We start from the raw sequence: 19,635 nt of genomic DNA on the forward strand, positions 1-19,635 counted from the left end.
TTTCTCCTCTTTCTTGTTAAAAGAAGTCAATTAATTCCAAAACTTTTGTAAAATCTCTTTCCTCTATTTGTAGAGGAATTTCCTTCTTTAGAATATCCTTAGCACAAAAGGCTATCCCGATCCCAGCACTTTTAAGCATGTATAGATCATTTGCTCCATCTCCAACAACGATTGTCTTGTCCAGTGGAACCTCTAATTGACGAGCCCAACTTTTCAGAGTTTCCTCTTTTACTTGAGCTGTTACGACATCCCCAACTAGATTTCCAGTTAAGATTCCGTCCTTGACTTCCAACTGGTTAGCTACAAAATAGTTAATCCCTAGATCATGGGCCAATTTCCCTACGATTTGAGTAAAGCCACCTGAAACTAGACCACAAACAATCCCATGTTCTTGCAGGATTTTGATAAAATCTTGGACATTCTTACTAAAATGAATTTGAGAGTATACCTGATTAAATACTGAAACAGATAATCCTTGTAACAGTGAAACACGTTTTCTCAAACTTGATTCGAAGTCTAGTTTCCCTTGCATGGCTTGAGCTGTAAGCTTCGCTACCTCCTGCTCACAAGCTGCTTGTCGACCTAACAAATCAATAACTTCTTCTTCTATCAGGGTACCATCGACGTCTAATACACATAGTCCTCTTACTCTTGACATACAAATCCTTTACATCTTTTAATCTCAAAAATCGTATGAAAATTTCATACGATTTTATAGTTAGTTTGTAAGACTTTGATACAACTGCAAATATGACTGACAAGCAGTATCCCAAGAGCAATCACTTTCCATAGCTTGGACTTGAAGTTTCTTCCAAACAGCAGGATGATTTTGATAAACGTCCAAAGCAGTTTGAAGAGCCCAATTAAGCCAGTAAGGAGTCAAGTTATCAAAACTAAATCCTGTACCACTTCCATCAACTGGATTATAAGCTTGAACGGTGTCTCTAAGTCCGCCAACTTCATGAACCAAAGGAAGAGTTCCATAACGCATTGCCATCATCTGTGACAATCCACATGGTTCAAATCGACTTGGCATCAAGAACAAATCACATGCAGCGTAGATTTCTTGCGCTAGTTTCACGTCAAAAGTGATGTTAGCCGAGAGCTTGTCTGGGAAGACCTGACCAAACCAAGAGAAGGCTTGTTCAAACCCTGGATCACCAGTTCCTAAAAGAACGATTTGAATATCTTCTTGCAACATACGATGCAAGCTTTCCACTACTAAATCAAAACCTTTTTGACGAGTCAAACGTGATACGATACCAATCAAAGGTACATCATCTCTTACAGGTAAACCAACTTTTTCCTGTAATTTTGCCTTATTTCGATCTTTACCTGTCAAATCAGACATCGAGAAATGATAATCCAAGAGGGGATCTGTTTCAGGATTGTAGAGGTCTGTATCGATTCCGTTCACAATTCCTGAAAGCTTACCTGATTCCATACGGAGAATCTGGTCAATACCACAACCGAACTCTGTCGTCATGATTTCATAAGCATAGCTTGGTGACACTGTCGAGACACGATCCGCATAAAGAATACCTGCCTTCATCCAGTTGAGACAGTCGTTCCAACGAACAGTTCCATCCGCATAACGCTCAAAACCTACTCGGAACAAGTCCCAAAGCATCCCTTCTGAGAATTGACCCTGAAACTCTAGATTGTGAATGGTTAAAACTGTCTTAATCCCTTGGTAGGCTTGAATCCATCTGTATTTTTCTTTCAACAAGAAAGGAATCATGGCTGTATGATAATCATGTGCATGAAGAACATCAGGAATAAAGCCAACTCTCTCCAGTGCTTCAAGGGTTGCAAGCTGGAAGAAAGCAAAGCGTTCCCCATCATCAAAGTCACCGTATACATGACCTCTGAAGAAGTAATACTGATTGTCAATAAAGTAGAAAGTAACACCATTTAAAATTGTTTTCTTAATTCCACAAAATTGTCTACGCCAACCAACATATACCTCAAATTGAAGAACATCTTCAATTTGATCACCAAACTTAGCTTCCACCATATCGTAGTATGGAAGGAAAACAGCAACTTCATGACCTGCTTTTACTAATGATTTTGGAAGAGCTCCTATCACGTCTCCCAATCCACCAGTTTTGGAAAAAGGAGCTCCCTCTGCTGCTACAAATAAAATTTTCATGAAAGAATATCCTCTGTTACTTTTTCGCCCTTCTTGACAACTACTGGATGTTCTGCTGTTCCTCGAATAACGACACCTTCAGCAACTTCAACACCCTTATCCAAGATAGCATATTCTACTGTCGCTCCCTTACCAACTACAACACGGGTAAATAGGAGACTGTCTTTCACTGAGCTTTCTTCATGTACGCGGACATTACGAGATAATACAGAGTTGACTACTTCACCTTCGATAATAGAACCAGACGCAAACTGAGACTTAGCTACTTTAGATCTTGATGCATAGTAAGTTGGCTCTTCATTTTTAACTTTTGTATAAATCTTTTGATTTGGAGTAAATAGTGAATAGAACTTATGTAAATCTAACATATCTTTGTTAGCTTCATAGTAAGAATTTACTGAGTGAATATTTGCTAAGTAACCAGTATATTCATAAGCAAAGGCACCAGCTTCTGCTGCTAAATCACGGAGAACATAACGTAATTTTTCAGGATTTTCTTTTTTAGCTTCTTCCTCAAGACGTTCAATTAACCATGGAGTGTCAACTACAAAAATATCTGTAGACATATTGTATAAGTCTTGATTAGAATTTTTATCAAATAATTTATGAGATAGAACGTGGTCAGTCTCATCAATATCTAAAATCGCATTTACATCAGAAATATCTTTTTGAGGAAGTTTCTTATAAACAACTGTAATCGGAGATTTTGTAGTGTTGTGTAAATGGAATACTTGATTAAGATCAATATTTGTCAAGACATCACAGTTAAGTGATACTGTTTGGTTGGAGCCTGAACGTTTTAAGTAAGTGAGTAATTGTTGGTAGTATTCTTTACCTACCGTACTACTTTCAACACGAGTGTTGTAGATACCTAGATAGTAGTGACTAAGAAGTGTTGACAAGCCCCACTCACGCCCAGAACGGATGTGGTCAAATACTGAACTGATATTGTCTTGTTGGAAGATACCAAAGATACTACGAACACCAGCATTAGCGAGACTTGAGAGCGGGAAGTCAATCAAACGATATTTCCCTCCAAATGGTAAACTAGCCACCGGACGGTTATTTGTCAAGGTTGACATATCGTGAAAACCAACTGTGTTTCCTAAAATCGCTGAATATTTATCAATCTTCATCTGTTGCTACCCCCACTACTTCGTTATATCCGACTACTTGTACTTCTTCAGTTCCATCAATTTCAACACCATCCGCAATGACAGCACCTTCTCCAATGATGGCACGTGTAATCTTAGCACCTTTTCCGACTACAGCACCACTCATAATCACTGAATCAACAACCTCTGCTCCCTCACGTACCTGAGCAGCTGTTGAAAGGATAGAATGTTTTACAGTTCCATTAACGAAACAGCCGTCCACTACAAGAGAGTCTTCTACGTGTGCATGCTCTCCAAAGAAGTTTGGTGGTGAAATAAGGTTGCGTGAGTAAATCTTCCACTGACGGTTACGGCTATCCAGAGCATTTTCTGGAGATATGTATTCCATGTTTGCTTCCCAAAGAGACTCGATCGTACCTACGTCTTTCCAGTATCCACTGAACTCATAGGCATAAACACTTTCTCCAGATTCTAAGTAGTTAGGAATAACATTTTTACCAAAGTCAGACATGTCAACATTGCTCTTTTCAGCAGCAACAAGCATATTGCGGAGACGTTTCCAGTCAAAGATATAGATCCCCATTGAAGCCTTTGTAGACTTTGGAACAGCTGGTTTTTCTTCGAATTCGACAATACGGTTGTTAGCATCTGTGTTCATGATACCAAAACGGCTAGCTTCTTTTAGTGGTACGTCCAAAACAGCAACTGTCAAGCTAGCATTATTGTCCTTGTGAGACTGGAGCATGTTATCATAGTCCATTTTATAAATGTGGTCACCTGAAAGGATTAATACATATTCTGGATTGACACTATCGATGTAGTCAATATTTTGGTAGATAGCGTGGCTTGTCCCTTCGAACCAACGGTTCCCTTCACTTGCTGAGTATGGTTGAAGAATAGAAACACCTGAATCAATACCATCCAGACCCCAACTTGAACCATTTCCAATATGGTTATTAAGTGCTAAAGGTTGGTATTGTGTAATCACACCCACATTGTGAATACCAGAGTTAGCACAGTTTGAAAGCGCAAAGTCAATGATACGGTAGCGCCCACCAAATTGTACCGCTGGTTTTGCAATACTTTGAGTGAGTTTACCGAGACGAGTTCCTTGCCCACCAGCAAGGATTAAAGCTAGCATTTCATTCTTCATTTTCTACTCCTTTTTGAGTGTTATTAGTGACTTTTTTAGTTGGTTTTATACGACGTTTGATTTTCCAAATACTTGCTCCCATTGCTGGTAGAGTAAAGGTCAAGGTCTGTTCATAATCCTTCCACAATCCTTCTTGAGTTTGAACAGTTTGGTTATGCTCTTTCCACACACCACCCCATTGTTCTAACTCTGTATTCCAAATTTCTTCATAAATACCTGCAACAGGAAGACCAATTGTGAAATCAGGACGTTCAACTGGTGCCATATTAAAGACACAGACTAACATATCATCCTTTTTACCCTTACGAATGAAGGAAAGAACACTCTGATCTCTATTATCCGCATCAATAATTTCAATACCGTCATAGCTTGTATCAATTTCCCAAAGACAACGGTGGTCTTTATAAAGCTGATTCAACTGTGATGTAAAGTATTTCATCTTGGCATTCATCGGATCTTCTAGGTTAGACCACTCTAGTTGCTCTTCAGATTTCCATTCTAAGAATTGCCCAAACTCACTACCCATGAAGAGCAATTTCTTACCAGGGTGACAAATTTGATAAGTGTAGAGGTTTCTCAAACCAGCAAACTGATTGTAGCGATCACCCCACATCTTATGCATCATGCTCTTCTTACCATGCACTACTTCATCATGTGAGAAAGGTAGGAGGTAATTTTCATTAAAGACATACATAAAACTGAAGGTTACAAGGTTAAAATCATACTTACGGTAAATTGGATCTTCTTCGTAGAAACGTAAGATATCATTCATCCAGCCCATGTTCCACTTGTAGTCAAATCCAAGACCACCCATTTCCTTCATGCCAGTAATCTTGGTACCTGAAGAAGACTCCTCTGCAATCATCATAACATCCGGATGAGCTAGCTTAATAACATCGTTCAAACGTTGAAGGAAATAATATCCTTCATAGTTGAGATTGCCACCGTCTTTATTTGGGGTCCATGGAGCATTATCATAATCTAGATAGAGAATATTACTTACGGCATCAACCCGAATCCCATCTAAATGATAAAAATCAATCCAGAATTTAATGCTTGAAATCAAAAAGGATTGAACTTCATTTTTACCCAAGTCAAAGTTAAGCGCACCCCAACCATAGTTATGAGCTTTGTTATGATCTTGATATTCAAAAGTCGGAGTACCATCATAATAGGCTAAAGCATCATCGTTAATCGTGAAGTGACCTGGTACCCAGTCTACAATAACCCCAATATTGTTTAAGTGACACTCTTCAACAAAGTCTTGGAATTCTTCTGGTCGTCCGTAGGCATGCTCTAATCCAAAATAACCCATCAGTTGATAGCCCCAACTCAAACCTAGCGGGTGAGCCATCAAAGGCATAAACTCAATATGAGTGTAGTTCATTTCAACTAAGTAAGGAATCAACTCTTTTTTTAATTGAGCAAAACTATATGGAGTTCCATCTGGATTTCGTTTCCACGAACCAGCGTGTGCTTCGTAAATATTAACTGGCCTTTCGAAGAATCCCAAACGTTTTCTACGAGCTAACCAAAGTCCATCCCTCCATTTCTTTTCTGGAATTTCTGTTAGAACAGCCCCTGTTCCTGGACGTGCTTCATACCGAACAGCTAAAGGATCAATCTTCATAAGCTGATGACCGTTAGCCCGTGTGATATGATATTTATAAATCTGACCCTCTTGGGGCAAAGTTGTAAAAACTTCCCAAACTCCAGATTCATTTCGAACCATAGGGATTTGATTTTCAACCCAATTAGTGAAATCACCGACTAGATGAACAGCCTGCGCATTTGGAGCCCAAACTCGAAATGTGTAACCCCATTCCCCGTCTTTCTCCTCACGATGTGCGCCCAAATAGTGTTGAAGATGGAAATTTTCGCCTGTTGTAAAAGTTCTTAAAGCTTCTAATGTATCCATAAATCCCCCTTTATATTGTAAGCGTTTTCTATATTTCTATTATACTACCTTTTAAGATAACTTTCAAGCAATTTCCGAATTCTTATAAAAATTTCTTTGAAAATCTTCAAAGTATTATCTTACTATTTCTAAAATTTTCAAAAACACTAAGAAAAACTTCTCTAAAAATAAAGAAAAATCGATATTTTTCTATATTTATTGATTACGAGTGAAAGAATTCAAGACTATTCAGGCTAAAATCTGAACATTTTTAAAAATTCAATGACTTTCGTTAATTTTATATCTTTTATAGTTTATTTTATCAAATTTTCTGAAATTTTCAATAAAATTTAGTGTTATTTTTACAATTTTAAATATAGGATATATTTCCAAAAATTTCACTTACAAAAAAACTCAAGATTAATCTTGAGTTTAATGTTTATGATAAAACTTTCATGACAGCTACACTGACATCATCAATAGCATTTTCTTGGTTTGAACGACTATTGGTTACAAGCATTTCAAGGTTTCCTGCGTTTTCATAATAGAAAGATGCACCTTTGGCATTGAATACAACCAAGAGATGTTCTCTTCCACCATGAATTTCGTAAACAATCCAGCCACTATTTTCTACAGCTGTGTGCACAAATACATGACGATAAACTTCCTCGTAAGTAGGATATGAAAAAGCACTGGTTTGTGTTTTAAGTTTAATAATCTGACGAATAAACTCAATACTTTCTTGACGTTCATTGATTAGGTCCCAGTTAACTTGGTTAACACTATCAGGAGCATTGTAACTGTTCATAGCTCTCTCACGATCGTCATGAGTCAATTCACCATTCTCACCAGTTGCTACAAGTTTGGTACGCCCAAACTCCTGTCCAAGTTCCATGAAAGCCATTCCTTGCATGAGAAGGTTCATAGCTGTTGCAGTTTCCACTTTTTTCATGATTCGGTCTTTACTCTCCATTGGATGAAGAGTTGCTAGCAAGTCATGTAAATTATAGTTATCGTGAGCTTCCACATAGTTCAAGACTTGGTTAGGACTAAGGTATGATCCTAGTTCTCGACTTCCTAGAATTGACTTAGCTACGATTGGCTCAGTACCAGCTCCACTTACAAATCCTGATTTAATATCTCCATAAACTTCAGCACCCTTAACCGCATTACGTTGATCATCATTGAAAAATCCAATATTAGGTAACTGATAAGCATTGTCTTTCTTAGCCTTATCATAAGGAGCGAGACCAGTTCCCATATCCCATCCTTCTCCATAAAGGATAATTTTAGGATCGACTTCATCCATAGCCCAACGGATCATCTGCATCGTTTTAACATCATGGATTCCCATCAAATCAAATCGGAAACCATCAATATTAAATTCTTTGACCCAATAAAGGAGCGAATCAATCATATACTTACGGAACATTTCATGTTCACTAGCAGTTTCATTGCCCACACCGGTACCATTTTGATAGGTTCCATCACGATTCATTCGATAATAATAGTCTGGTACGGTTGTTTGAAATGGTGCATCGACTACTGAGAAAGTGTGATTATAAACAACATCCATGATGACACCGATACCAGCATCATGATAAGCCTGAACCATTGTTTTTAAATCACGAATAACCTGGCCTGGATCATTAGGATTCGTTGACATACTAGTTTCTGGAGCATTATAGTTTTGTGGATCATAACCCCAGTTGTAGGTGACATTCCCATCTGCATCATACTCTTTATGTCTGTCTGCAATCGGCTGTAGTTGGACGTAGTTAACACCAAGTTCTTTAATATAGTCAAATGCTGTAGACTGACCATACTGATTGACCGTTCCCGTTTGAGCAGCTCCCAAAAAAGTTCCTCTCAGTTCTGGGTCAACACCTGAGGTTTCCGACTGGGTCAAATCACGAATATGCATTTCATATACTACAGCTTGACAAGGGTTTTCTAAACGCCAAGTTGCTTCCCTACCATGCTTGACTTCAAAACCTTCAACCTGACGTTCTTTTTCTGAAAGAATCGCTGAACGTTTGCCATCTGGACTTGTCGCAATGGTATATGGATCTCGTGTCAATGATTGATGATGCGGAAAATTAATCTGATATTGATAGGCACGACCAGCAAGACTTTCAGGAACTGTTAAATTCCAAACGCCAATTGTATTATCCTTGTGACTATATGAATAACTGTTACCACGTTTCATTTCATAAGTCTTTAGGATAGCCGCATCATTACTTGCTGATTCATAAACTATAACTTGTACAGTTGTTGCTGTTGGCGACCAAAGTTTAAAGCTTGTTTCATCTTCGGAAACCTGGCAACCCAACACTCCTTGGTAACCCCAGTGGTGATCAAAACTAGCACTGTTAATAGCTTTGTCAAAAGCAAATGGATTTTGATCTTTATAGTGTGGACTTGCAATGGCTGGATTTTCAGAATAATAAACGGTGTCATCTCCATCTAAAATCCAAACTTCTGTTAAGAGTGGATAATAGTTGAAACGAATTGGATACTCTTTTGAAACTCCGTCTTTTGTAACCACAAAAGTCATTGTTTCAATAGCTTTTTCACTAGATTGAGTGAAAGAGAATTTTTCTCCAAAATACTCTTCTTCTTTTACTAATTCAACTGTATCGAGCGGCTTTTTACTAAAACTACAATCTTTATAAGCCTCATCCTTACGATGATAATGAATAAGTACAGGATAGTTGTACATGTTTCTCCCTAATTTCTAATTTCTAATTATTAAATTTATATAGTAATATTTCTTGATTAACTTATACGAATAGAACCAAGAAATGATAGGTGATTATTCTAAACTGTGTATTCCTTACAAGCTCTCAAGCCAAGCTTCATCACGAATCTCAATTCCCAACTCTTGTGCTTTTTGGAGTTTGCTGCCTGCATCTACTCCTGCCACAACAAGGTCTGTTTTTTTCGAGACACTACCAGTAACCTTGGCTCCGAGACTTTCTAGTTTATTTTTAGCTTCTGAGCGGTTTAAACGCTCCAGCTTACCTGTCAAAACGACAGTTAGACCTGATAAGACAGCATCTGCTGCAACGACCTGTCCTTTATAGTCTAAATTAACACCTGATTCTTTTAATTCTCTTAAAAGAATTTTAGAACCTTCTGTAGCAAAATAAGTCTGTAGACTTTGAGCAATAACACTTCCGAGACTTTCGATGCTTGCTACTTCTTCAGGATTTGCTTGAGCAAGTGACTCGATTGAATGGAAATGTTGTAAGAGTAACTGACTTGCCTTGCTTCCAACATGACGAATACCTAAACCAAACAAAAGTTTTTCAGCAGAATTTTCTTTAGAAGCCTGAATAGCTTGGTAAAGTTTTTGAGCTGACTTTTCCTTGATGCCGTCTAACAAGAGAAAATCTTCAACTGTCAAACGATATATATCTGCTACATCTTTAACTAAATTGACGGCAAATAATTTTTCTACGATTGATGGACCAAGGCCAGAAATATTCATGGCGTCACGGGATGCGAAGTGAATTAGACCTTCCTTGATTTGAGCTGGACAACGTGGGTTTATACAACGAAGAGCCACCTCATCTTCAAAGTGTAACAGTTTGCTCTCACAACTTGGACAGTTTGTTGGAATATCTAGTTTCTCCTCAGACACACGCTTAGACTCAACCACTCGTAAGACAGCAGGAATAATATCGCCTGCCTTGTAGACAATGACTGTATCATCCTTGCGAATATCCTTTTCAGCGATATAGTCTACATTGTGAAGGGTTGCACGACTAACTGTTGTACCTGCCAATTGCACCGGAGTAAGATTAGCAGTCGGAGTTACAACTCCTGTACGACCAACTGTCCAATCAACAGAAAGCAGTTTTGCTTCTTTTTCTTCTGCAGGGAACTTATAAGCGACTGCCCACTTAGGTGCTTTAACTGTAAAACCAAGTTGCTCTTGACCAGCTAGGTCGTTGACCTTAATCACGACACCGTCGATATCATAAGGCAATTGGTCTCTTTCTTGACCTACTTCTTGGATAAAGTCCCAAACCTCATCCATGCTGTGCGCTAATAGTCGTCTTGGATTGACAACAAAGCCCAACTGTTCTAGATGATTTAAAACCTTCTCTTGGCTGTCTCTAGTTGAAGGACTTGCTTCTTGATAAAGGAAAGTTGCAAGATTACGCTTAGCTACTACTCCTGTGTCTAACTGGCGAAGGGTTCCTGCAGCAGCATTTCGTGGATTAGCAAACTCCGGCTCCCCGTTTTCTTGACGAGCAAGATTGACTTGATTGAAAGAAGCTCTTGGCATATAGCATTCACCACGAACAGTGATATCTAATTTCTCTGGTAAGGATAAAGGAATGTCCTTGACACGTTTGAGATTTTCTGTGATATTCTCACCGACTGAACCATCACCTCGAGTTGCTCCAGCAACAAAAATTCCTTGCTCATAAGTCAAGGAAATCGATAAACCATCAATTTTTAACTCACAGATATAAGTAACATCATCCAATTCTTTACGAACACGTGCATCAAAGGCATCGAGCTCTTCACGAGAAAAAGCATCCTGCAAACTATAGAGAGGATACTGATGACTATATTTTTCAAAACCATCTAGAATCTTACCGCCAACACGGTGGGTTGGACTATCTGGCAAGACTTGCTCCGGGTGAGCTTTTTCTAACTCTACCAGTTCACGATAGAGACAATCATACTCACTATCAGATACAGATGGGTTATCACTTGTATAATACTCTGTCGCATAGCGATTGAGCAACTCAACGAGCTCTTTCATTCTTTCATTCATAAAACCATTTTACCATAAAAAGGACTATAGAAACAATACTCAAGTTCTAAAAAAGAAAATGAGAAGGATATTTCTATCACTTCTCATTTATTTTTATTTTTTACGATTCAAAATAGCGTTCAAAATGATGGCCACTGTACTTGCAATGACGATACCATTTGAGAAGAACATCTGTAATTCTGTTGGTAAAGTATTGAAGAGGTTGCTTCCGTTTAATCCAACCCCTGCAGCTATAGAAACTGCTGCAATGAGGAAGTTATGCTCATTGTGTTCAAAATCAACACGTGCCAAGATTTGCATCCCTTGTAGAGAAACAAAACCGAACATGACAAGCATGGCTCCACCTAGAACAGGGCTAGGGATAATCTGTGCTAAGGCACCAAACTTAGGCAAGAGACCAAGTAAGATGAGGAAACCACCAGCGTAGTAGATCGGTAAACGTGTACGAATACCTGATAATTTAACCAAACCTACGTTTTGTGAAAACCCTGTATAAGGGAAAGTATTGAAAAGTCCACCAAGTAAAACAGCAAGACCTTCAGCACGATAACCATTACGGAGACGAGTGCTATCGATTGGATCTTTAGTAATATCAGAAAGGGCAAGGTAAACCCCAGTTGATTCTACCATTGATACAGTAGCGATAATACACATCATGACAATAGAAGAAATCTCAAATTGTGGAGCACCAAAGTAGAATGGAGTTGGGATATGAACAAGTGGAGCTTCTGCTACTGGAGAGAAATCAACCAAGCCCATAGTCGCAGCGATGATGGTACCTGCAATTAGACCAATCAAAATAGAAATTGACTTAATAAATCCTTTTGTAAAGATATTAACTAAGAGAATGATAAGAATGGTGATTGTTGCTAATGCCAAACTTTGTCCCGTTGGTTTTTCGACGTTATTTCCCATATTCCCAATAGCTACTGGAATCAAGGTCAATCCGATTGTTGTAATGACAGAACCCGTTACGATTGAAGGGAACAGATTAGCAATCTTAGAAAATACACCTGCTACAAGAACGACATAAATACCAGAAGCAATCAAGGCACCAAACATAGCACCACTACCGTGACTTTGTCCAATCATAATAAGTGGAGCAACAGACTGAAAGGCCACACCCAGAACAACCGGTAAACCGACACCGAAATATTTATTTAACTGTAACTGCAATAGAGTTGCAACCCCGCACATAAAGATATCTGTAGAGATAAGGTATGTCAGTTGTTGAGGCGAGTAACCTAAGGCTCCAGCAATCATGATTGGTACTAGGATTGAACCTGAGTACATAGCAAGTAAGTGTTGCAAGCCCAATACGGCCGCTTTTGAGTGGTTTTCCTGTTGCTTCATTAGATGTCTGCCTCCTTGAAGATAACTTTTCCATTTTCAAAACGCTCTAAACGAGCAAGTGATACTACCTGATGACCTGATTTTTCTAACAGCTCACGACCATCTTGGAAGGATTTTTCAATCACAATTCCGACGGCCTCAACTGTAGCACCAGCTTGCTCGATAATCTGAATCAAACCTTTAGCTGCTTGACCATTAGCCAAGAAATCATCAATAATTAATAATTTATCTCCTGGAGATAAGAACTTCCCTGCAATGGATACGGTACTAGTAACTTGTTTAGTGAAAGAATAAACTTCAGCGGTTAAAATTCCTTCATTCATAGTGATATTTTTTGCCTTTTTAGCAAAAATCATAGGTAGATCTAACTGTTCTGCAACATATAGAGCTGGAGCAATTCCAGATGCTTCAATGGTTACGACTTTGGTAATGCCAGCATTTTTAAAATGTTCTGCAAAGGTACGACCAATCTCGCGCATTAATTTATAATCAACTTGGTGAGTCAAGAAAGAATCCACCTTAAGAATATTCTCACCTAGAATATTCCCATCTTTTAAAATACGTTCCTCTAGTAATTTCACAATAACCTCCGAAATAAAAAGGGACTCACAAAGCAAGTCCCTCGGAAACATAGAAACAAATAGTACTGCTTCTTTTATCTCTCTTCGACTTACTCATTGTTAGGTATTTACGGTACCTTGTAGAAACGCCACGCCAATTCGCGGCATAAATAAGTAATCATATTTTTAGTGAGCATCTCCATTCCAGATAGAGTTCTTCACAATCACATAATCTACATGTCTAAGATCAGCTACCTTTCGACCTCCAGCATAAGAAATCGAACTTTGTAAATCTTGTTCCATTTCAGTTAGGGTATCTTGTAAATGTCCTTTGGCAGGAAGAAGAATTTTCTTACCTTCGACATTCTTATAGGCACCTTTTTGGTATTCTGAAGCAGAACCATAGTATTCTTTAAATTGTTTACCATCGACTTCGACAGTTTTACCAGGGCTTTCGATATGGCCTGCAAATAAAGAACCAATCATAACCATACTTGCACCAAAGCGGATTGACTTGGCAATATCTCCGTGTGTACGGATACCACCATCGGCAATAATCGGTTTACGCGCAGCTTTAGCACACCAGCGAAGAGCTGCTAACTGCCAACCACCAGTACCAAAACCAGTTTTAACCTTAGTAATACATACTTTACCTGGACCGATTCCGACCTTAGTAGCGTCTGCTCCAGCATTCTCTAATTCGCGTACAGCTTCTGGAGTACCAACGTTACCGGCGATGACAAAGGTATCTGGCAATTCTTTCTTAATGTGCTGAATCATTGAAATGACACTGTCGGCATGTCCATGAGCGATATCAATAGTGATGTACTCTGGAGCATCTTCCTTTAATTGACTAACAAAATCATATTCGTAATCTTTAACACCAACAGAGATAGAAGCAATCAACCCTTTTTCATGCATGCGTTTCACGAAAGGAATGCGCCCATCTTCATCAAAGCGATGCATGATATAGAAATAACCACCTTTTGCAAGTTGTTCTGCAACATCTTCATCCAAGATAGTTTGCATATTAGAAGGAACAACTGGTAACTTGAAGGTATGATTCCCCAAAGTTACATGCGTATCAGCTTCTGCTCGACTTTGAAGGACACATTTGTTAGGGATAAGCTGAATATCTTCGTAGTCAAAGATTGGAAATTCGTTCAACATATTTCTCTCATTTCTAGTTTCGGCTTCCCTATCGTTAGGAATAGCCTTGTCTTTTCCAGACAATCACTCTGAATAGTTTACAATATATTCCTGTTTTTGTCAATAATTAAGTATTTTATAAAATATAGTTCGGTTTTAGTGATTTTATATCTGCTTTTTTAAGATTTGAAAAGAAAATATATTAGCAATACTGTCACTACCATCCCCAAAATCCAGACTGTTTTAAAGTACCATTTTCGAGTTTTATGATGAAAAACTATACCCGATAACCATGCACCGAAACCTCCGAAGATTAAGGCAACTAAAAGTAAAAATTTTTCTGGAATTCTCCAGTAACCTCGTTTAGCCTTATATTTGTCAATCCCGTAAAGGACAAAGATAAAGATATTCCACACCAAAAGGGCAATCGTTGCTACTTCCTTTAAAGCCGTCATATATAAAAAATCTCCTTTACTCTATTTTTTGTCTATTTTTTTCTAGTTAAGCCCCAGCTTGTCTCTATCAAGTCAAGGATTTGCTGATCTGATAATTTGTCATCCAAAGGGACACTAATCCAGTAGCTTTTGTTCATATGAAAGGCTGGATAAATTCCCTTTTGTGAAAGCAAGTCAGCTACTTGGTCGTGTTTGAGGTTGACTGCTTCCACTAGCCCTTCTCTACCCTTATCTAGCCTATCCCAAGGAATTCTCATTAAAATAGCATACCACTTCTGATTATCTTCATGGCGCAAAACCGCCGTATCAGGTGATTTCTCCCATAGATATTCCAGCTGATTGCCATACTTTTCTTGAACAAGCGCCATGATTCTCTTGGTCTGTGGACAGAGAAATTCCTGTACCTCAAAACAAGCCTTTCGAATGCCATAAAGAACTTCTAAACAAGCCTCTCGAACAGTTCCAACAAAAGTACCTCTCATACTTTCCATATGAACTTGAGGATAGAGTTCGCCAGTTTCCTGATCAAAAACCTGAAAAGTTAAATCACTATCCTCAACTGTAATCTTCATAAGAAAATCACCCTGCAAGATAGTCGAACTATAGGTCCATACACCTTGTTTTTCTAAAAATCCATACTCTTTAGCCTTTTTACTATTAAACTGATAGGCCTTAAAAATTTCAAACATAAGCGAAAACTGCTACCAAAAGCTAGCAGTTCCTTTCTATTTTTTAAAAGACAACCTTAGTTCCATGTAATTGTGTCACGCCCAGTTCGTCAATAAAGGTTTGACGGTTGTCCATGTCAATCCCCCCACCAGGTAAAATTTCAATTTTTCCTGCTGCGTGTTCTAAAATTCTGCGATAGTGAGCAAAACGTTTCTCTAACGAATCGCCAGATACACCAGCTCGAGTGAGGATGCGTGTTACACCAGCCTGGCTGAGCCAATCAATAGCTTCTAGTTGATCTTGGTCACTTAAGTCGTCAAAAGCCATATGGAAGACAATCTCCATACCTTTAGATGCAGCAATTAGCTTTTCAAGATTAAATTTATCTAACTTGTTGTCAGCTGTTAATGCCCCAAATACAACCCCCTGACTTCCTGCTTGAGCTGTCAAACGAATATCATCAAGCATGATAGCTATTTCTTGGTTAGTGTAGATAAAGTCACCACCTCGTGGACGAATCATGGTCATAATGGTAGTTTCATAGTTAGCTGCAAGTTCTACTGCAGCCTTGGTCACTCCATAACTTGGGGTTGTTCCACCTACCGCTAAATTGTCACAGAGTTCAATACGACGAGCTCCGGCTTCCATAGCTTTTTCAATTAAAGTAAAATTTTCAGCACAAAATTCGTAAATCATTTGTTTCTCCTTGAAGATTTCTTTGAATTTATTATATCATATTAATCTGAGTAACCCCTGCTTTTTATCAAGGGAAATGATTACTTTTTATATTATTCTTTATCTGGAATTACCTTAAAGAGGTAATAGGTTATAAATACTGTTAAGCAACCTAAAGCGACTTTTACAAGCAAAAGCGGAGCAAAATAGATGGAGATTCCCATCAAGATATAAATCGAAATGATAATTTTCTTCTTTCGTTCACGAGCAATGGACTTGGTTTCTCTAAAATCCGCAACATAAGTTTGATAGAGCTTGGTATGATAGAGCCAGTCTTCAAAACGTTTAGAAGATTTTGAAAAACAAGCAATCGACAATAAGAGAAAAGGAGTTGTCGGTAATAAGGGCAAGGCTACACCAACTATAGCCAAGGCTAAAGAGATAAATCCTATACAGAGATAAATAATACGCATATCTTTTCCTTTTTAAAAATTTTATTATTCTAGTTTCCCATAAAGAGTTGTGATCTGTCAAGTTTTAACTCAAAAGGACTGAAATCATCATTTCAGTCCTTATTATTATTTAATTTTTTCTTCTTCGTAATCCCCGTTACTACATACTACTTGTTTACCACCACCACGGATTTTTTTCTCCATGAGGAAATTACCACATTTTGGACAATCACGCCCTACAGGCTTGTCCCAAGAAGTAAATTCACATTCTGGATATCGATTGCATCCATAGAAGAGACGATTACGTTTGGTTTTACGTTCGATGACTTGTCCTTGATGACAGTTAGGACAAGTTACCCCAATTTCTTTTACAATTGCTTGTGTATGGCGGCAATCTGGGAAATTACTACATGCGTAGAATTTACCAAAACGACCTAACTTAATCACCATAGGACTACCACAAACTTCACAATCAAATCCAGCTGGCTCATCCTTGATTTGAATTTTTTCCATCTCTGCTTCAGCTTTTTCGACCTCTTTAGAGAATGGTTTGTAAAATTCATCAATAACCCGTTGCCACTCTTCTTTTCCGACCTCGACATCATCCAGTTTACCTTCCATTTCAGCGGTAAACTTCACGTTAACAATATCTGGAAAGTATTCGACAATCAGCTTGTTTACGACTTGACCTAGATCAGTTGGTTCAAAGCGTTTAGACGCAAGTCTTACATAGTAGCGTTTTTGGATTGTTTCAATGGTTGGAGCATAAGTAGATGGACGTCCAACTCCGTTTTCTTCCAAGGTCTTAATCAAAGTAGCCTCAGAATATCGTGCCGGTGGTTGTGTGAAATGTTGTTCAGGTTTGCTATTAACCTGTTTGACCACATCTCCTACTTCCATATCAGGCAGCATCTTATTTTTATCAGAATCGTTGTAAATGGCTAAATAACCATCAAACTTAACCTGACTACCATTCGCCGCGAATTGAACACCATTTTGCGAAAGTTTAACAGCCATGGTATCAAAAATTGCACCAGTCATTTGACTCGCTACAAAGCGGTTCCAAATAAGTGTATAAAGTTTTAGCTGGTCTCTATCCAAATACTTAGCAATTTTCTCAGGTGTATTAAAGACACTTGAAGGACGAATAGCTTCGTGGGCGTCTTGAGCGCCAGAGGCATTTTTCACCTTGCTACTATGTCTAGAATACTTACTACCAAAACGTTCATTGATGTAGCTAGCGGCTTCATTCTGAGCAACTGGACTGATACGAGTAGAATCCGTACGCATATAGGTTATCAAACCTTGGACACCTGTACCAATATTGATTCCTTCATAGAGTTGCTGAGCAACCATCATAGTCTTTCGAGTACGGAAGTTAATCTTGTTAGCAGCATCCATCTGCATAGAAGACGTTGTATATGGAAGAGGAGCATTGCGCTTTCTTTCCTTTTTATCTACTTGATCAACAGTAAAATCCTTGCTGTTCAAATGAGATAAAACTTTTTTGACTTCATCATTGGTAGTCAACTTCATCTTCTTGCCATTCATTCCATAAAAAGAAGCTTGGAATTGCTTGGTACCTTTTTTAAAGACAGCATCAATCGTCCAATATTCTTCTGGTTGGAAGGCATTGATTTCATTTTCACGATCAATGATTAGCTTAAGAGCAACAGACTGAACACGTCCTGCTGATAAGCCTTTTTTAACCTTTTTCCAAAGAATTGGTGAAATTGAATATCCCACTAAACGGTCCAAAACACGACGGGCTTGTTGGGCATCGACCAAATCCATATTGATTTTACGAGGTTCTTTAAAGGCGTTTTTTACTGCATCTTTGGTAATCTCGTTGAAAACAACACGGTTGGTATCATTCTCGTCTAGATCTAAAATATGCGCTAAGTGCCATGAAATAGCCTCCCCTTCCCGGTCCGGGTCACTCGCTAGAAAGACTTTATTGGCTTTTTTAGCTTCTTTTTTCAAGTCATTGATGAGAGGACCTTTACCACGAATATTGATATATTGCGGTTCATAATTATTCTCCACGTCGACTGACATACTTGACTTTTTCAAATCACGAATATGTCCAACGCTGGCTAAAACCTTATAGTTTCTGCCAAGATATTTTTCAATTGTTTTTGCCTTAGCAGGAGACTCCACGATTACTAGATTCTTTTTAGTTGTTGATTTTTTCTTTTTTGTTGCCGTAGCCACAGTATCACACCTTTTCAAAGTAATAAACTTTATAAAGTGTAAACCATTTTTAAAAACCTGTCAAGACATAACACCCATATAATAGAAGAAAAGTTTGCTAAATGAAATCATTTCGTTCATTAAAATTCAAATTCTGCTAATATATCCTGACCACATGTTGCCAATTTTGCTCCCTCTTGGATTAGATGATGGCAACCGTCCGACCTTCCATCTAAGATACTACCCGGTATAGCAAAAACATCCCTTCCTTCTTCCATTGCTCGCTCACAAGTGATTAAGCTACCAGATCTCATTTTTGCTTCTGCCACGATGACTCCTCTACATAATCCTGCAATAATTCTATTCCTTGCAGGAAAATGGAATTTCAAAGGTTCTTCACCTGAACCGTACTCACTTAGAAGCAAATGATGCTCCCCGATATAATCTTGAAGGCTCTTATTTGACTTAGGATAGTATACATCTAAGCCTGTCCCGATTACTGCAATGGTTCTTCCTCCAGCCTGGAGAATAGACATGTGAGCTGCCGTATCAATTCCTCTCGCTAGTCCGCTTACAATAACTAGTTCATTTTCCAATCCTTGGATGATCTTTTTTACTGACTTAGTTCCTAGTTGACTACAGGAACGACTTCCCACTACTGCTATCTTTGGTAACTTTAAGAGATTCAGATCTCCCTTATAAAATAGTAAAACTGGCGCATCATAGATTTCACTAAGGGCAAAAGGATAGTCATCATCTAAGATTGAAAAGGATGGAAATTTCTCAAAATCTTCTTTTAAACGTTTCATACTCTCAAATGTCAACTTATGGTAACGCTCCATAAACAGAATAGGATTTCGACATTCAGACGCCTCTGCAATAGTTTCTAAACTCAGTTCCTGATCATAGATTTCCCCATATTGAAGAACCTTAAGTACCTGCTGATTGCTTAAGCCTGCCTGTTTCAATTTAAAAATCTCAAAATTATCAATTTTTATCTTCATCAATTACTCCTTG

At 38.3% G+C, this 19,635-nt stretch carries 16 protein-coding genes and 1 riboswitch; all 16 genes read right to left on the bottom strand.

Annotation, left to right across the window (positions count from 1 at the left end; translation table 11 throughout):
• Positions 1–16 precede the first annotated feature (16 nt).
• Positions 17–658, bottom strand: coding sequence for a phosphoserine phosphatase SerB (gene serB, locus QM941_RS04250; RefSeq protein WP_414339193.1), 642 nt, complete (start codon positions 656–658; stop codon positions 17–19).
• Between the two features lie 60 nt (positions 659–718).
• A complete protein-coding gene (gene glgA / locus QM941_RS04255; protein WP_414339195.1) occupies positions 719–2,152 on the bottom strand; it encodes a glycogen synthase GlgA in 1,434 nt (477 codons plus the stop codon).
• Positions 2,149–3,288: a glucose-1-phosphate adenylyltransferase subunit GlgD gene (glgD, locus tag QM941_RS04260; protein ID WP_414339197.1), complete on the bottom strand. Its 1,140-nt coding sequence runs from the start codon at positions 3,286–3,288 to the stop codon at positions 2,149–2,151. The genes glgA and glgD overlap by 4 nt, the downstream gene beginning before the upstream one ends.
• A complete protein-coding gene (locus tag QM941_RS04265) occupies positions 3,278–4,420 on the bottom strand; it encodes a glucose-1-phosphate adenylyltransferase (protein WP_414339199.1) in 1,143 nt (380 codons plus the stop codon). The genes glgD and QM941_RS04265 overlap by 11 nt, the downstream gene beginning before the upstream one ends.
• A complete protein-coding gene (gene glgB, locus QM941_RS04270) occupies positions 4,410–6,338 on the bottom strand; it encodes a 1,4-alpha-glucan branching protein GlgB (protein WP_414339201.1) in 1,929 nt (642 codons plus the stop codon). Before glgB ends, QM941_RS04265 begins: the two co-directional genes overlap by 11 nt.
• A 418-nt stretch (positions 6,339–6,756) precedes the next feature.
• Complete coding sequence (gene pulA, locus QM941_RS04275; protein ID WP_414339202.1) at positions 6,757–9,039, bottom strand: type I pullulanase; 2,283 nt, start codon at positions 9,037–9,039, stop codon at positions 6,757–6,759.
• A gap of 114 nt (positions 9,040–9,153) precedes the next feature.
• Positions 9,154–11,112: an NAD-dependent DNA ligase LigA gene (gene ligA / locus QM941_RS04280; RefSeq protein WP_414339203.1), complete on the bottom strand. Its 1,959-nt coding sequence runs from the start codon at positions 11,110–11,112 to the stop codon at positions 9,154–9,156.
• Positions 11,113–11,205: 93 nt separating this feature from the next.
• Positions 11,206–12,465: a nucleobase:cation symporter-2 family protein gene (locus tag QM941_RS04285; RefSeq protein WP_414339205.1), complete on the bottom strand. Its 1,260-nt coding sequence runs from the start codon at positions 12,463–12,465 to the stop codon at positions 11,206–11,208.
• Positions 12,465–13,046: a xanthine phosphoribosyltransferase gene (locus QM941_RS04290; protein ID WP_414339207.1), complete on the bottom strand. Its 582-nt coding sequence runs from the start codon at positions 13,044–13,046 to the stop codon at positions 12,465–12,467. Before QM941_RS04290 ends, QM941_RS04285 begins: the two co-directional genes overlap by 1 nt.
• 76 nt (positions 13,047–13,122) lie before the next feature.
• A riboswitch (purine riboswitch) is annotated at positions 13,123–13,219 on the bottom strand.
• Positions 13,212–14,195, bottom strand: coding sequence for a GMP reductase (gene guaC, locus QM941_RS04295; protein WP_371499525.1), 984 nt, complete (start codon positions 14,193–14,195; stop codon positions 13,212–13,214). It overlaps the preceding riboswitch by 8 nt.
• Positions 14,196–14,353: 158 nt before the next feature.
• Positions 14,354–14,629, bottom strand: coding sequence for a DUF1294 domain-containing protein (locus QM941_RS04300; protein WP_414339208.1), 276 nt, complete (start codon positions 14,627–14,629; stop codon positions 14,354–14,356).
• 32 nt (positions 14,630–14,661) lie between these two features.
• Positions 14,662–15,318, bottom strand: a complete 657-nt coding sequence (locus QM941_RS04305; protein ID WP_414339210.1) for an MmcQ/YjbR family DNA-binding protein — start codon at positions 15,316–15,318, stop codon at positions 14,662–14,664.
• A 43-nt stretch (positions 15,319–15,361) separates the two neighbouring features.
• Positions 15,362–15,994, bottom strand: a complete 633-nt coding sequence (locus QM941_RS04310) for a copper homeostasis protein CutC (RefSeq protein WP_414339212.1) — start codon at positions 15,992–15,994, stop codon at positions 15,362–15,364.
• Positions 15,995–16,086: 92 nt separating this feature from the next.
• Complete coding sequence (locus tag QM941_RS04315) at positions 16,087–16,446, bottom strand: YbaN family protein (RefSeq protein ID WP_250307295.1); 360 nt, start codon at positions 16,444–16,446, stop codon at positions 16,087–16,089.
• 105 nt (positions 16,447–16,551) lie between these two features.
• Positions 16,552–18,639, bottom strand: a complete 2,088-nt coding sequence (gene topA, locus QM941_RS04320) for a type I DNA topoisomerase (protein WP_414339214.1) — start codon at positions 18,637–18,639, stop codon at positions 16,552–16,554.
• A 119-nt stretch (positions 18,640–18,758) separates the two neighbouring features.
• Positions 18,759–19,622, bottom strand: coding sequence for a DNA-processing protein DprA (dprA, locus tag QM941_RS04325; RefSeq protein ID WP_414339215.1), 864 nt, complete (start codon positions 19,620–19,622; stop codon positions 18,759–18,761).
• Positions 19,623–19,635 lie beyond the last annotated feature (13 nt).

Source organism: Streptococcus timonensis, assembly GCF_047460355.1.
Classification (GTDB): domain Bacteria; phylum Bacillota; class Bacilli; order Lactobacillales; family Streptococcaceae; genus Streptococcus; species Streptococcus timonensis_A.